Raw genomic sequence first — 14,792 nt, 5'->3', positions numbered from 1 at the left:
GCGATCAAATTGCGTCCATATCCCCCACGTTCGACGCGCCGGATTAGGCGACGCCGCGGTCCAGCGCGTGGCGCGCGTACGCCCGCACATCGGCATCGCTGTCCTTGAGCGCGATGCGCAGAGCATCCGCAGCCGCGGGTTCGCCGGCCCATCGCGTCAGGCTGAGCACGGCCGCCTTGCGCACGTCGAGATGCGGGTCGCCGAGCGCCTGGGCCAGCCGGGGTATTGCCTGCTCGGGCGCCGCGCCCGACATGGCACGGGCCGCGCCCTCTCGCACCTGCCATGCCGGTGCCTGCAACGCACGCTCGACGACAGCGAAATCTACCGCATCGCAACCTAATTCACCCAGCGCGGCCAGCGCGGCGGCGCGTACCAGCGGATCGGGGTCGCCGACCAGCACGCTGACGGTATCGGCGCCGGCCCGCAGGGTGGCCAGGCCGGCGGCGGCCGCAATGCGGACCTCCCGGTTCTCGTCGCCGCCGGCGGACACCACCCCGGCTATGTCGTCGACCGAAACCAGCGCCCGCACCGCCTCGATCCGCACCCGGTGATCGGGATCCTGCAGCCCACGGCGGAATTCGGCGGCATCACCACACCGGCGTGCGGCGAGCACGTAGATGGCCGCCGCACGCACCACCGTGTCGCGGGAGCGCAGATAAGCTCTCGCGGCGGCCGGATCCGGCAGCACCTCGACGAGTTCGCGGACGCCGTCGGCGCCGGTGCGGCGAACCGCGCCGTCCGCGTCGTCCAGCGCGGCGAACAGGGCGGGGCCGTATCCGTCGGGGATGTGCTCGGTGAGCGTGGCCACCGCGGTTCGGCGCACTACCGGATCGGCGTCGGACAGATACGGGACCAAATCGTCGACCGTAGGCTCCTCGAGCGCGAGCACCGCGGCGATACGCGGCGAGGGTGGCTCGAATGCGGTTGTGGCCGAGGCGATCCGGGACCGAGCGGTAGCGGGGGCCTGGCCGCCGACCAGCGGCGGTTGCTCCACCTCATGCACCGTCTGGTCGGCCGGCGGCAGGCCGTCCAACTCCGGCACCGGGACGAAATACGGGGCCACCGGGCGTTTCAGGAAGAGCATGTCGCCGCCGGGGCCCTTGCGCAGGTTCAGGTGATAGCCCCACTGGCTGTCGTCACGGACGGGCAGGTCGGCCCGGTCGTGGTAGAGGCCCCAGCGCGATTCGGTTCGGGTGAGTGAGGACCGGGCGGCCATCTCGGCGCAGTCGCGAATGAACGACACCTCCACGGCGCGCATCAGCTCGTGCGGGTTTCGGGCGCCCATGCCGCCGATCTCGTCGCGCATCCGGTCGAAGGTGCGCACCGCGATGGACAGCTTGGCCGCGCTCTTCGGTGGCGCCACATAGTCGTTGACGAACCGTCGCAGCTTGTATTCGACCTGCGGCTGCGGCGGGCCGTCGGGATGCTTCAGCGGGCGGTAGATCAGCTCGTGGGCCTCGTCCAGCTGGTCTTGCGGAAGTTCTTGCGGCGCCGCAACTTCGGCCAGGGTTGATGCCGCGTGGGTGCCGGCGAGATCGCCGAAGACGAACGCGCCGATCATGTAATTGTGCGGCACACAGGCCAGGTCGCCGGCCGCATACAGTCCGGGCACCGTGGTGCGGGCGTGCTCGTCGACCCACACGCCGGAGGCGGAATGTCCACTGCACAAACCGATTTCGGAGATGTGCATCTCGACGTCGTGGGTGCGGTAGTCGTGGCCGCGGTTGGCATGGAAGGTGCCGCGGGTGGGTCGCTCGGTGGTGTGCAGGATGTTCTCCAGCGTGGTGAGCGTCTCGTCGGACAGGTGCGACACCTTGAGATAGATCGGTCCGCGGGCCGAGTCGATTTCGCTTTTGACTTCGGCCATCATCTGCCCCGACCAGTAGTCGGAGTCGACGAACCGCTCGCCGTGTGAGTTGACCTGGTAGCCGCCGAACGGGTTGGCGACGTAGGCGCATGCCGGGCCGTTGTAATCCTTGATCAACGGATTGACTTGGAAGCATTCGATGCCGGAGAGTTCGGCTCCCGCGTGGTAGGCCATCGAGTACCCGTCTCCGGCGTTGGTCGGGTTCTCGTAGGTGCCGTACAAGTACCCCGACGCCGGCAAGCCGAGGCGCCCGCAGGCCCCGGTGGCCAGGATCACCGCCTTGGCTCCGACGGCGACGAATTCCCCGGTGCGGGTGTGCAATGCGGCGGCACCGACGGCCCGGCCGTCTTGGACGAGCACCCGCACCGGCATCAGCCGGTTCTCGATCTGAATCTTCTCGCGCATCGACCGCTGCCGCAGCACCCGGTACAGCGCCTTCTTGACGTCCTTGCCTTCTGGCATCGGCAGCACGTAGGAGCCTGACCGGTGCACCCTGCGCACCGCGTACTCGCCGTGTTCGTCCTTCTCGAACTTCACTCCGTAGCGCTCCAGCCGCTGCACCATCGCGAACCCTCGGGTCGCGGTCTGATACACGGTGCGCTGGTTGACGATTCCGTCGTTGGCGCGGGTGATCTCGGCGACGTAGTCCTCCGGTTCGGCCTTGCCGGGAATGACGGCGTTGTTCACCCCGTCCATGCCCATCGCCAGCGCACCGGAATGCCGCACGTGAGCCTTCTCCAGCAACAGCACCTGGGCGCCGTGCTCGGCGGCGCTCAGCGCTGCCAGGGTGCCCGCGGTGCCGCCGCCGATGACCAGGACGTCGCAGTCCAGGCGAGCCGGGACGCGGTCGGGAATCTGCATCATGCTGCCTCCGAATGGTACAGTGCGGCAATCATTTCAGCGCGCAGCTCGGCACGCGGCACAGCTTGCCGGGGGTCGGGCACGTCGAGCAGCGCGCGCAGCGGCTGACCGGCCCGGCCCAGCACCGCAATGCGATCGCCCAGCAGCAGGGCCTCGTCGACGTCGTGCGTGACGAAGACGATGGTGGTCGGATGCGCGCGCCAGGTGTCAATCAGCAACCGCTGCATGGCTGCCCGGGTTTGGGTGTCCAGGGCCCCGAACGGCTCGTCCATCATGACCGCGCGCGGCGCCCCGGCCAGGCCCCGCGCCAACTGAACCCGCTGGCGCATGCCACCGGACAGACTCTTGGGCAGGTAGTGGCCGAAGCCGGTCAGCCCGACTTCGGCTATCCAGCGCTCGGCCTGCGCGCGCCGCGTGGCCCGCGGTTCGCCGCGCAACCGCAGTGCCAGTTCGATGTTGGACCGCACGGTGCGCCACGGCAATAACGCGTTGTCCTGGAAGACCATCCCGCGGTTCCCCGACGTGGTGGTGACTTCGACGCCGTCGGCCAGCACCCGGCCGTCGTCGGGAGGCAGCAGTCCGGCCAGGGCGCGCAGCACCGTCGACTTGCCGCAGCCCGACGGCCCGGTGAGCACCAGGATCTCCTCGGGACGCACCGTCAGGCTCAACCCGTCGATCACCGCAATACCGGTGTAGGACAGCCGAATCCGGTCCAGCGCCAGGCTCATTCCCTTGCTCATCGCAGGTTCTCCTGTGCTCTCGGCAGCCAGTGGGTGACGCGCCGGCCCACCACTTCGACCGCCGCAGAAGTCGCGAATCCGAGTACGCCGATGGTGAGGATCCCGACGAACACCTGCGGGTAGGCAAGCACGGTGTAGTCCTGCCAGGTGCGGTACCCGACGCCCAGGCGCCCGGAGATCATCTCCGCGGAGATCACGCAGATCCACGCCACACCCATGCCGACCGACAGTCCGCCGAACACTCCGGGCAGGATGCCCGGCAGCACCACCTGGCTCAGCACCACCCACCGGCCGCCTCCCAGCGTGCGCACGGAGTCCTCCCATAGCGTGGGCAGTGCCCGCACCGCATGCCGGGTGCTGACCATGATCGGGAAATAGGCCGCCAGGAAGGTGATGAACACGATGCCGGCCTCGTCGGTGGGGAACAGCAGGATCGCCACCGGCACCATCGCGATGGCGGGGATGGGCCGGGCCAGCTCGGCCAGCGGGCCGAACAGGTCGGCGAACAGCCGGGAGCGGCCAAGCAGCACACCCGTCGCGACGCCGACGGCCGCGGCCAGCCCGAATCCGGTGAGAATGCGCAGCAATGACTGCGCCAAGTCGAGCCAGTAGTCGAACTTCCCCAGCCGCTGAGTCAGGGCATGCGCGATCTCGGTCACGGTCGGCAGCGTGTCGAAGCGCAGCCAAAGCCGTACTTTGCCGGCGGTGAGCAACTGCCAAAGCCCGATCGCGACAGCCACGGCCGACAGCCGCAGCAGTCTCGAACGCCACGGCGAAGCGGGGCGGCGCGGCGGGTCCGCCGCGGGTGCCGAGACCGCCTCGAAGACTTGGCCGGCCACTACTTGCGCGGTCATAGCGAACCTCCCAGTGCCTGTTGGTAATCCACGGCAACGCTGCCCGGGTGTACGGCGATATACCGCCGTGCGCCGGCCGCGGTGCCGAACGGATGATAGGTCTGGCCCTCACGCACCCACACCGCCTTGTCGGCGAACCACCGGGTGCCCAACTCGGTGTCGGGGACATAGGCCGCGCGGACCTTGGTGCCGCGAGCGTTCGCGTCCCGAATCGCCTGCAGCAGCGCGGTGGGGCTGACGACCGTCTGGGTCGCATCGGATCCGTCCAGCCACAGCTCGCTGGCCTGGGCCGGGTCGCCTCCGAGTACCGACGGGTTGGCGGTGGCGGCCCGGGCCGCGTTGTAGTCGCGACCGCGCGCACCGTACACCGCGCGCAGCGGTTCGTCCTGCACAAACCCGGGGACGTCCAGGTCGGCGAACTCGCCGATCGACTTGAGGTAGGGCACATCGCTTTTCAGCGCACTGACCAGGGACGGCTTGAGCGTGGTGTCGAACGAGGTGCCGCCCGGCCCGTTGTACAGGTATACGACTTCTTGCGGCAGCCCGCTGGCCTGGGCGACGATACGGGCTGCCTGCAGCGGCTTTTCGTTCAGGAAGTCGGTCGCGTCAAGTTGCGCCTGCAGGAAGGCCGCTAGCACTTCCGGGTGGCTGGCCGCGTACGCGCGACGGACGACCACGCCGTGCAGGGTGGGCAGGTTCAACTCGGCGCCGTCGTAGAGCAGTTTGGCCTTGCCCTGGTAGACCAACAGCCCAGGCCACGCGACGAACTGCGAAAGTCCTTGCACTTGCCCGGATTCCAGCGCGGAAGCGCCGACCTGGGGCTGCTGGTTGAGCACTTCGACACCGGCGGGATCGATGCCCGCCCTGTCCAGAGCACGTACCAGCGTGCCGTGGCCCGCCGAGCCGACGCTGGCGGACACTTTCTTGCCGGCGAGGTCGCTCAAAACGGTCGCCGATGAATTCGGCGTCACCACAACCATGTTCAGTGCGCCCTTGGGGTTGTAGCCGGTGACCGAAACCATTTCGGTGCGGGCCCGCGGATTGGCCTGCGTCTTGGAGCCGTTGATCAACATGGGGTAGTCCCCCATCGAGCCGATGTCGATCTTCTCGGCCAGCATCTGCGCGGTGATCGGGGCGCCGGTGTCGTAATCCTGCCATCTCACCGCGTATTTGACGCCGGTGCGTGCGGTGATATCGGCCAGCCGGCGCTCCAGATAGCCCTGCGCCCGCAGCAAGGTGCCCGCGGTCACGGTGTTGATGGTCTTGGACTGATAGCCGACGACGACATTGACCACACCGGAGGACTGCGCCAGCGATTCCAGCGAACAGCCGGCGGTGACGGCGGCCGTGCATACGATCGACACCAGCCGCGCGATGGGTCGCTTCATGGAAAGTCCTGGGAAGTAAGGTAATTCAGCGTATGAGGTAAGGCATGTTTACCGTGACGGCGCCGGTCGGGCAGCGGGCCGCGCAGGGGCCGCAGTACCAGCATTCGTCGACGTGCATGAACGCTTTGCCGGTTTCCGGGTTGATGGCAAGGGCATCGAGTGGACAAATTTCGACGCAAAGGGTGCAGCCGTCGATGCACAACGACTCGTCGATGGTCACCGGCACGTCGGCCCTGTTGTTTACCAGCGTCATGGGTTGCTCCTAATCAGACTGCCGCGCATGGTGATTCGATCGCCGCGCATCCGGATGTACTCCAGGTCTACGGGTCTGCCGTCGTCGAGGCTGGTGAGCCGCTCCAGCATCAGCAGCGCCGCGCCGTCGGGCACCTGCAGTGTGGCCGCCGAGTGCGCGTCGGCGGGAATGGCTTCCAACGCCAGCGACGCCGAGCCCAGCCGGTGTCCGCTGACCCGCTCGATAAGCGCGAACAGGTCGTTAGTTTCCAGCGGGAAGTCCAGAATCTGGGTTCCAATCTCGGCTGTGAGGTAGGTCAGGTCGAGACTGAGCGGGAGGTCACCGAGAAAACGCAGCCTTTCGATGAACACCGCTTGCTCGCCGGGTTCCAGCTGCAGCCGAGCTGCCACCGCGGGCGGCGCGGTCACCGGCATCGCGGCCCGCACCTCGTTGCGGACTTCCCCGAAGTCTTTGAACGTTTCCTTGAGCCCGAGCAGCGCATCCAGCCCGTGGTGGTATTTGCGCTGCGCGACGTGGGTGCCGACTTTGGGCCCGCGCTCGATCAGTCCTTCGTTCTTCAGCACGGTGAGCGCTTCGCGGATGGTGTTTCGCGAGACGAGGAATTCAGCCGCCAAGTCATTTTCGGCGGGCAGCCCGTCGGGATAGGCGCCTGCGTGGATCTGCTGGCGCAGCACGTCGGCAGCCCGCCGGGCCCGGTCGGCCCGGTTGATCGGCACTGACGACTCCGCTGCGGCCACGCCGTCACGCTAATGCAGCTCAGGGGCGTGTTTTGGGTGACCGACCGGCGCGAGGAGAAGCCGGTTGACCTATTGCGCCGGTTCCGATTCCGCAGCGACCAGTCAAAACCCCGGCTTGGCGGGCTATTGCGCCACCTGCGACGAGCCGCCGAAGTTTCGATCCCGGTGAGCGCAACCTGTCAGCGCTTGCCCCAGTGCCATTGCGGCGTGGTCAGCAGGCCTTGTCCTTTGATCCGGGTCTCGCCCCATTCCTTGTACAGCTCTATCTCAACGGCGGCGTCGGTGCCGGTCTCGGCGACGGGAACCGTGTCAAGGGAGTCCAGCAGCAGGCGCGAATGGGTGACGACCACCACCTGAGTTTTCGACGCCGCGGCGCGGATCAACGAGGCCAGCGGCTCGACCAGGCTCGGATGCAGTGAGGTTTCCGGTTCGTTGAGCACCATCAGCGAGGGCGCCTGTGGGCTCAGCAGCGCGGCGGCCCAGAGCAGGAACCGCAACGTACCGTCCGACAATTCGGCCGCCCGCAACGGACGCAGCATGCCGCGCTGCCGAAGCTGAAGGTCGAACAGCCCGTCGTGGACGGCCACCGCGATAGTGGCACCGTCGAACGCATCGGCCACGATGCGGTCCAGGTCGCCGAAACCCGCCTCGATGACGGTCTGAATCGCAGCCGCGAGGTCGCTGCCGTCGTCGCTGAGTACCGGGGTGCGGCGAACCGGAAAAGCCGAAGGCACCGTGCGTAATCGTCCGGTCTCACTCGAAATGGGCTTTGCCGCAGACGATTTCGGCTATCTCGTCGACCTCGGCATTCCGCAGTCCGCCGGGCCGGGGTCGGCCTTTGCCCGAGACCCGGAGATCAAGCGCGAAGCGTTGTTCGCCGGCCCGGAGCTGCGCACCGCCGCGAGTTCGGGAAGTGCATGTGGATGGGCATACTCGGCCAGCACGCTGCGGTAGGTCGGCAACGAACGGGAAAGTTCGTCAAAGCCACTGCCCGACTCGGCGCTCACCTCGGCGAAGTCTCGCACCCGCCGTACCAGGGTCGCTGCGGTGCGCAGCTCCGGGCCGGCGAACAACGCTTCGCGCTTGATCTCCGGGTCTCGGGCAAAGGCCGACCCCGGCCCGGCGGACTGCGGAATGCCGAGGTCGACGAGATAGCCGAAATCGTCTGCGGCAAAGCCCATTTCGAGTGAGACCGGACGATTACGCACGGTGCCTTCGGCTTTTCCGGTTCGTCGCGCCCCGCCGAGCTGCTCGGGGCCGGCCCACAGCACCGACTCGAGTCCGCCCTCGCGAGCCAGCGAACCGACCACCTCGCCGCGGCCGCAGTCGGCCAACAGCCGCAAGGCGCGGTACAGCGACGACTTTCCCGAGCCGTTGGCCCCCGTGACCACGGTCAACCGGCCCAGTGGCAGTATCACCTCGCGCAGCGAGCGGTATCCGCGGATGGCGACCGTCTGCAGCACGGGCCCGACACTACTGTCGGAGGGTGACAGGACCGCACCGAGCTGGGTGTACCGCCCGCTTGCCGAGCAGACGCAAAAGCCCCTGATTCGGGCCCGATCAGGGTGCTTTAGCGTCTGCTCGCGCTACGGAGCCCTCGCCGTTGAGACCGGAAGCATCGGCCGGGATCTCGAACACCGCGGCCGCATCACCGACCGCGGCCATCGCCGCATTCCGTTGCGCCTCCATCCGTTTCAGCGCGGTCTGGGTGAACACGGACAGACCGAGTTCGGGGTTGTAGCCGTGGATTTCCTTGACGTCGAGCTGGGCGAGGAACCAGATGATCTCCTTGGAGACCACCTGCCCCGGGACCAGGACCGGGAAGCCCGGCGGGTAGGGCACCACGAACGTCGTCGACACCAGCGTCTTCCCCTCGGCAAGCCGCCGTCCGGCCGCGCCGATCAACACGTACTCACGGTCGGATTCTTCGTAGCCGGCATAGAAAGCCGTCCGCGTGTCGCCGAACTTGCAGGCGTCATTGGGACGGAACGCTTCATCGAACCTGCTGAAGTCCGGCAGGTGCGGCAGGTCCTGGGTGATCTCCTCGACACGGCGCTGGTGCAGCGCCCAGTCGGCGCTGCTGGCCGCCGCCTTCTCCTTGTCGAAGTCGTAGGCCACCCGGCGCAGCACGTCGAGCAGATGGTGCACGCTCGACCAGGTGACCCCGATGGTGAAGATCAACAGCACGCTGTTGATCGACGTTTTGTTGATCTGTATGCCGAACCGGTCCATCAGGATCTTCTCGCGGAAGTCGTAGCCGTTCATTCCGGTGTTGCCGAGGAACAGCGTGACCCGCGTCGGGTCCAGGACGAACTGATCGGATCGCCACGCCTCGTTCCACTCATCCAGGGCACCCTGCCTGACTTCGCGGTAGGAGCTGACGTGAGATGCCCGGAACTCTTCTGGGACCAGGTCGGACTCATCGAGGATGCGGAACCACTTGCTGATCAGCCGGTCTTTGCGCACCCGGTGCCGGAATACCAGCGCCATGTCATAGACCTGCCGGACCAGCTGGAATCCTTCGATGTCGACCTGCCGGCGCGCTAGATCCAACGACGCGAGCAGCTGCTGGTTCGGCGACGTCGACGTGTGGGTCAAGAATGCCTCACCGAACGCATCTCGGGCCCGGGCGTTGAAATCCTGGTCGCGGATGTGGATCATCGACGCCTGCCGAAACGCGGACAGCGACTTGTGGGTGGAGTGCGTCGCGTACACCCGGACCCGCGCCTGGCTGGGGTCGGGCAGCAGCTCGTGGTCAACCCACTCCGAGCGCGGGATCCCCTCCATCGAGGCCAACCAATTCCGGTACTCCTCCGCGTACTCCTTCGACGCGAGCCTGCGCTTGAGGCGGTGCGCCGAAACCATGGCGGTGCGCTGCCGGGCCCATGGAACGGCGGTGGCAAACGCGTACCACGCCTCGTCCCATAGGAAGCAGATGTCCGGCTTGATAGCCAGCACCTCCTCCATCACCCGGCGGGGGTTATAGACGACGCCGTCGAAGATGCAGTTGGTGAGCAACAGCATGCGGACCTTGTCCAGCTGCCCGGCCGCCTCGAGGTCCAACAGCTCCTTCTTGATGGTGCGCAGCGGCACCGCCCCGTAGATCGCGAACTGCGGTAGCGCATAGGACTCCAGGTAGAGCGGGTAGGCGCCGGCCAGCACCAGGCCGTAGTGGTGCGACTTGTGGCAGTTGCGGTCGATGAGAACGATGTCGCCGGGCCGGGTCAGTGACTGCACGACGATCTTGTTCGCGGTGGACGTCCCGTTGGTGACGAAGTAGGTATGTTGGGCTTCCCACGTGACGGCGGCCTTGTCCATGGCCTTTTTGATGTTGCCGTGCGGGTCCAGCAGGGAGTCCAACCCACCCGAGGTGGTCGAGGTCTCTGCCATGAAGATGTTGCGGCCGTAGAACTCGCCCATGTCCTCCAGCGACTTCGAGTTGAAGATGCTGGCGCCGCGCGCGACGGGAAGCGCGTGGAACTGACCGACCGGAGCCTGCGCATAGGCCCGCAACGCGTCGAAAAACGGTGTGGAGAAACGGTTTCGCAAGCCGGCGATCACCGTGCTGTGCAGGTCTGTGACGTCGTTGAGACGATAAAAGGTGCGGTCGTAGAGGTCCGGCTCGGTGTCACTGCCTGCCGCAATCGACTCGTCGGTGAGCAGATACAGATCGATATGAGGCCGCAGCTCCCGGATCCACTCGCCGCATTCGATCGAGTCGTGCGCGCGATCGGAAACCGGCATGTCGTCGTTGGCGCCTAGCAACGTGTTCATCAGCGGCACCCGGTCGCGCGACCGCAACGGCAGGTCATGGCGGATGATCGCAGCCTGGATCTCCCCATTCAACGCCACCGCGGTGATGGCGTCTTCCACGCTGGGAGCCACCAGAATCTCGAACTGCACGTCTTCGGACGGATTGCGCAGCGCCCGCAGGCACTCGACGAGACTCTCGGGCGCGGTGGGCGGAGCGTCGTCGGCCAGCAAGACGGTGTAAAACTGCTGCTGTTTGGCCTTGGCCACCAGCTCTTGATCGGCCAGCGGCGCGGACGTGTCGAAAAGCGCTGTGCGGTCGCCATATTCGGACAGCAAGCGTACAGCGAGCGACACTTCCTCACTGAGCCGCACCGTGGAAAGACTCTCCAGGTGTGCCCGGAAAGTCGCCAGGTTTTCGGCACCGGGATACAGCCAGTACCGCTCGTAGGCGCCGATGCGATCCATCAGGCGCTTCACCCTCGCCACGTCGTGGGCGATGCCCAGTCCGGCCAGATCGACCTCGGCCAGGTGGCGGCACGCATCGTCGAGCTGGTTCCAGGTGTCGATGCGCGTGTACGACGGATTGGCCACCGCCGCCAGCGCGGACACCCGAAGTCGCCGCTGCTGGGCACTGTCTCGCGTCATATCGTCACCTGCCTTCTGGCGCGGGCTGCCCCCAACGGTCCCAGCCAGTGCAAGTCACAATTATGGCGCGCGAGACGGGAATAGTGACCAAAACCGCTATCACCGGATTCCCCACCGCGCCGGGCCGGGTGGTTGCGCATGCCCCGAGGTTACGACTTCGCTGTCGTCAGCGACCATCCTTTCCGTAGACGACGGCCAGCATGAGTCCCAGCACCGCCAGCAGCAGGAACAACAGGGCCACGGGGTCGATCAGGTCGAACAACATGCGATCACCTCCGCCCGCAGTGGGCGGCGCATCGCGCCCGCTGCGGGACCGTACTCGTAATCGCGTGCGCTGCTGATGATTCGGGGTTGATCATGCGGTGAGCCGCGCTGTGTAGGGCACCGCGTCTATCAAAGTCACCCGGTGCTCTGGTCCCTGCGGCATCGAATAGACGCGCTGCTCGCCGACCTTCGCTCCGGCAATTGCGTGGCCCAGCGGCGACAGCGTCGAATACACCTTCACGCCGGCGTCCTTTCCGGCGCGCCTGCCCAGCAGAAACGTCTCGGTCTCCCCGGTCTCGTAGCCGATGGTGAGCAGCATGCCGGCTTGGGCGATCGGGACGGCTCCGCGGCCGTCTCCGGCGTGCGGGTCGTGCCGTGCCATCCAAATGCGTCGTCTGTCAGTCATTTTCTGTGTTTTCCTTTCGTCGGCAGAGGGTTGCCGCCAGGGGCGGGCCCGCGTAGAGCAGCCGCCCCTGACGACTCGGCGCCCTCAGGGGGAAGGTTCGAGGCGCGGAAACTCCGCTGTTGATCCCATGGTGGTGCGGACGGATGCGCTGACGCTTGCGCGAAGCCGACAACCGGGGATTGGCCGGTTGTCCGGATCCGACAATGCCCTTTGCAGCCCTTTGCGGCCTTTCGCAGCGCAGGCGAGCGTTTCCCGAAGACCCTGAATTACCGTTGCCCGGGCAGGTCGTGCCCGAGCAAATCGTCGAAGTCCCGTTGCCATGCGGCGTGGCGTGCCCGGTCCAGCGCCGTCCGGGCGACCAGGTAGAGGGTGATCGCCGACAAGGTCGTGCCGAGCCAGACGGCGAACGCGGCGGCCACCGCCTCGTCGCCGGCGGTGGTGCTCGGCCGGTCCACCGGCGCGCCTTGGTCGTCCAGCCAGACCTCGACCGTGTCGCCCACCTCGGCGGTGCGCGGCGCGACGACGTCGCCGGTGTGTTCGGCCCCGGCAACAAACCATCGGGCGGGAACCCTGACGGTCGGGCGTTCGAGGTTTTGGCGGGAGTTGCCGGGGCCGATCACCGTCGCAGTGACCGTCCGGTACTTGTCAGCCTGCTCGGCGTAGACGCGGCTGCGAGAATCGTGCACGGCCGTGCCCACAGCGGCGGCGATGGGCACGGAGATCAGCGACACGGCGACCGCGAACACCAGGAGCAATGCCTGCAATCGGTCGCTGGGCCGCGTGAGCGGGTTACGACCGAACAACCGGGCCAACGTCTTTCGTGGCAAGTTCACGGTGAACGTGTCCACGGCGTCAGAGAAAACACCGTCCGGCCGCCGGCCGGCAGGCGGTTGATCGGGCAACGAGGTGCTCATCGTATGTTTCCTGTTCACGGGGGCACCTTCAATGATGGTGGCGACGGCGCCCGCCGGCGTTGACCCAGCAGGACAAATCCGCGGGCGCGGGTTGTCGCACCCGGACAGCACGAACAGTCAGTCGGTGTCGGTGGCCGCCAGCTCGATCGTCATGGCCAGCCGCTTCTTGGGATCGTCCAGCGGCAGGTTGGTTATCTCGGCCATCTTGCGCAGCCGGTAACGCACGGTGTTCTCGTGCACGCCCAACCGATCGCCGGCGCGCGCCGGGTCGCCCTGCTCCTCCAGCCAGGCCCGCAGCGTGGCCACATACTCTGTCGCGTTGTCGCGGTCGTGGCGACGCAACTCGGCCACCGGTCCGCGATCCGGAGTCCGCCCGGACCGCGCCGCGCGGCGCAACCGCTGCAACAGGATGTCGTCCCACGACTCGTCGTAGGCCGGCGTATCGCTCTGCGGCGACACATCGCAGAGCGCCAGGCACTCGTCGGCTTCCTGCCGCGCCGCGGGCAGGTCAGCCACCTCGGCCGCCGCGCTGATCCCGGCCACCACCCTGACCTGCTCGGGCAGGGCGGCTCGCAGACCATTCACCCAGCGCCGTGCCGGGTCCGCTTCCGCGCTGGGCAGCAGCGTGTAGACGGTGTTACCCGCCAGTGCGCTTCGACCCGCCCGGGACCAGCCGAAACCCGTGGTTGCGCGGTCGAAGGCCAACAGCAGAGCGGCATCGCGTTCGTCCCCGATGGATGCTTGCAGCGCGATGACCCGCAGCGCGGTGTGCGAGAGGCCCAGCCTGCTGGCCGGCGTGATGGCATCGAGAGTGCCCTCGAGCAATTGGATCACCAGCTCGGATTCCACCTGGCGCTCCAGATCCGCGCTGGCGCGTGACCGCAGCAGATGCAGCGCGACCGTGTGCGCACCGTCCGTGAGGGCCTCGCGCTCGGCGCCCGCCAGCGGTGCCTCGCAGGTCACCCACACCGACCCGACGATCTCACGCCCCGAACGCACGGCCACGACCATGCGACCGGTGATGCCGTGCTCGTCATCGGCCGCGACGAACAACGGGTCGTCCGAAGCCGCCAAATGCGCGAATACGCCGCGCGACTCGAACAGCGCGCGCAGCGCCTCCGGCGTCTGACGGCCCAAGATGGTCGCCACCCGCGCCGGGTCGGCGTGCTGCTGCAGCCGCGAATAGGCCAGTACCCGCAACAGCTTGTCCTCGATTGTCACCGCGCCACCGGTCGACTCGGCGAGGCTGTCGGCCAGCGCGAACAAATCCGTTGGGCCACGACCGGATTCGGTCTCCCGGCCCTCCAGCACCAGTCCGTAGACTACCGCGGCAACCTCGCTCCACGAGACGGCCCCATCGAGCGTCATCACCGCGCCCTGCGTCTCATGGTCGAACGTCGTGGGCTCCGCGTGGCGCGTCAACACCACCACGGCACGCGCCGCCTCCGCCCACCCCAGCGCTTCTTGCACAGAGCCGGCGCCGACGGCCAGCAACACGTCGCCGGTCGGCGCCCCCGGTTCGTGAATCACCACGCTGCGCAGTTCGGTCGACCTGGGCACCGCGGACCAAAGCAACCGGACGCCGTAACCGCCCAGCACGTTGATCAAGCGGTCGAAAGTGATCAAGAAACCACTCCCAATCCCGGGCCGCAGCGATCAGCGATCCGGCTCGTCGTCGCTTTCGTCGCTCTCGATGATCCGCTGATTGCGCCGACTGCCCCAGGGGTTCTCCAACCACCGCAGCATCGGCAGCTCCAGGCCACGCGCCGGCAGTTCGGTGACATCGCTCAGCGAGCGCACCACGGCCTGCGACAGGCCCATGATGGCCGCCATCACCGGCAGCAGCGGCTGCAGCGGCTTGGCGGCCTGACGAACCGTGCTGATCCGGCGTGCCACCAGCAGCCGCTCGATCGAGTGATACAGCCAAGCGCCGACGGCCAGCGCATAGATCGACAGCACCGACGCCACGACGGCCTGCCCGAATGCGGCACATACGACGGCACCCAACACCACCGTCGCCGCCAGGAAACCGGCGGCCACGACACGCAACTCCAGCCGGTTCATCAGCTCGGGTTCTCCGTCCCCCCCAGGGCGGTCTCGTATACACCTC

At 67.2% G+C, this 14,792-nt stretch carries 11 protein-coding genes and 2 pseudogenes; all 13 read right to left on the bottom strand.

What is annotated here, in order from left to right; all coding sequences use genetic code 11:
* Positions 1 to 43 precede the first annotated feature (43 nt).
* Positions 44 to 2,731, bottom strand: coding sequence for a fumarate reductase/succinate dehydrogenase flavoprotein subunit (locus A9W99_RS12115; protein WP_067377531.1), 2,688 nt, complete (start codon positions 2,729 to 2,731; stop codon positions 44 to 46).
* Positions 2,728 to 3,468: an ABC transporter ATP-binding protein gene (locus A9W99_RS12110; protein WP_067377527.1), complete on the bottom strand. Its 741-nt coding sequence runs from the start codon at positions 3,466 to 3,468 to the stop codon at positions 2,728 to 2,730. The genes A9W99_RS12115 and A9W99_RS12110 overlap by 4 nt, the downstream gene beginning before the upstream one ends.
* Positions 3,465 to 4,322 (bottom strand): ABC transporter permease, encoded by an 858-nt coding sequence (locus tag A9W99_RS12105; RefSeq protein WP_067377524.1) that lies wholly within the window; start codon positions 4,320 to 4,322, stop codon positions 3,465 to 3,467. Before A9W99_RS12105 ends, A9W99_RS12110 begins: the two co-directional genes overlap by 4 nt.
* Positions 4,319 to 5,710 carry an ABC transporter substrate-binding protein gene (locus A9W99_RS12100; RefSeq protein ID WP_067377521.1) on the bottom strand — a complete coding sequence of 464 codons (1,392 nt, stop codon included), beginning with the start codon at positions 5,708 to 5,710 and terminating at the stop codon, positions 4,319 to 4,321. The genes A9W99_RS12105 and A9W99_RS12100 overlap by 4 nt, the downstream gene beginning before the upstream one ends.
* 25 nt (positions 5,711 to 5,735) lie before the next feature.
* Positions 5,736 to 5,963, bottom strand: coding sequence for a ferredoxin family protein (locus tag A9W99_RS12095; RefSeq protein ID WP_067377518.1), 228 nt, complete (start codon positions 5,961 to 5,963; stop codon positions 5,736 to 5,738).
* Entirely contained in the window at positions 5,960 to 6,637 is a 678-nt protein-coding gene (locus A9W99_RS12090; RefSeq protein WP_371514954.1) for a GntR family transcriptional regulator, read from the bottom strand. Before A9W99_RS12090 ends, A9W99_RS12095 begins: the two co-directional genes overlap by 4 nt.
* A 242-nt stretch (positions 6,638 to 6,879) precedes the next feature.
* A pseudogene (locus A9W99_RS27765) lies at positions 6,880 to 7,410 on the bottom strand (AAA family ATPase); the annotation flags it as partial.
* A 177-nt stretch (positions 7,411 to 7,587) separates the two neighbouring features.
* Positions 7,588 to 8,163, bottom strand: a pseudogene (locus tag A9W99_RS27760) (AAA family ATPase); the annotation flags it as partial.
* A gap of 97 nt (positions 8,164 to 8,260) precedes the next feature.
* Positions 8,261 to 11,098: an aminotransferase class I/II-fold pyridoxal phosphate-dependent enzyme gene (locus A9W99_RS12080; protein ID WP_067377511.1), complete on the bottom strand. Its 2,838-nt coding sequence runs from the start codon at positions 11,096 to 11,098 to the stop codon at positions 8,261 to 8,263.
* A 355-nt stretch (positions 11,099 to 11,453) separates the two neighbouring features.
* Positions 11,454 to 11,768 (bottom strand): GreA/GreB family elongation factor, encoded by a 315-nt coding sequence (locus A9W99_RS12075; RefSeq protein ID WP_082929966.1) that lies wholly within the window; start codon positions 11,766 to 11,768, stop codon positions 11,454 to 11,456.
* 266 nt (positions 11,769 to 12,034) lie between these two features.
* Positions 12,035 to 12,682, bottom strand: a complete 648-nt coding sequence (locus A9W99_RS12070; protein WP_082929965.1) for a hypothetical protein — start codon at positions 12,680 to 12,682, stop codon at positions 12,035 to 12,037.
* A gap of 117 nt (positions 12,683 to 12,799) precedes the next feature.
* The gene (locus A9W99_RS12065; protein ID WP_067377505.1) at positions 12,800 to 14,308 is read right to left on the bottom strand and encodes a CdaR family transcriptional regulator; all 1,509 of its coding nucleotides are present in this window, start codon (positions 14,306 to 14,308) and stop codon (positions 12,800 to 12,802) included.
* Positions 14,309 to 14,338: 30 nt separating this feature from the next.
* Entirely contained in the window at positions 14,339 to 14,746 is a 408-nt protein-coding gene (locus A9W99_RS12060; protein WP_067236213.1) for an antitermination protein NusB, read from the bottom strand.
* Between the last annotated feature and the right edge of the window lie 46 nt (positions 14,747 to 14,792).

The organism is Mycobacterium sp. 1164966.3, from assembly GCF_001665395.1.
Taxonomy (GTDB): domain Bacteria; phylum Actinomycetota; class Actinomycetes; order Mycobacteriales; family Mycobacteriaceae; genus Mycobacterium.
Note: the sequence above shows the minus strand (reverse complement) of the source record. Positions and strands in the feature narration are given on the sequence as shown.

Coding starts and splice junctions, on each gene's coding strand:
- A9W99_RS12110 (WP_067377527.1), bottom strand. CDS start 3,468: ATGAGCAAGGGAATGAGCCTGGCGCTGGACCGGATTCGGCTGTCCTAC.
- A9W99_RS12105 (WP_067377524.1), bottom strand. CDS start 4,322: ATGACCGCGCAAGTAGTGGCCGGCCAAGTCTTCGAGGCGGTCTCGGCA.
- A9W99_RS12060 (WP_067236213.1), bottom strand. CDS start 14,746: ATGAACCGGCTGGAGTTGCGTGTCGTGGCCGCCGGTTTCCTGGCGGCG.
- A9W99_RS12075 (WP_082929966.1), bottom strand. CDS start 11,768: ATGACTGACAGACGACGCATTTGGATGGCACGGCACGACCCGCACGCC.
- A9W99_RS12070 (WP_082929965.1), bottom strand. CDS start 12,682: ATGAGCACCTCGTTGCCCGATCAACCGCCTGCCGGCCGGCGGCCGGAC.
- A9W99_RS12100 (WP_067377521.1), bottom strand. CDS start 5,710: ATGAAGCGACCCATCGCGCGGCTGGTGTCGATCGTATGCACGGCCGCC.
- A9W99_RS12095 (WP_067377518.1), bottom strand. CDS start 5,963: ATGACGCTGGTAAACAACAGGGCCGACGTGCCGGTGACCATCGACGAG.
- A9W99_RS12115 (WP_067377531.1), bottom strand. CDS start 2,731: ATGATGCAGATTCCCGACCGCGTCCCGGCTCGCCTGGACTGCGACGTC.
- A9W99_RS12080 (WP_067377511.1), bottom strand. CDS start 11,098: ATGACGCGAGACAGTGCCCAGCAGCGGCGACTTCGGGTGTCCGCGCTG.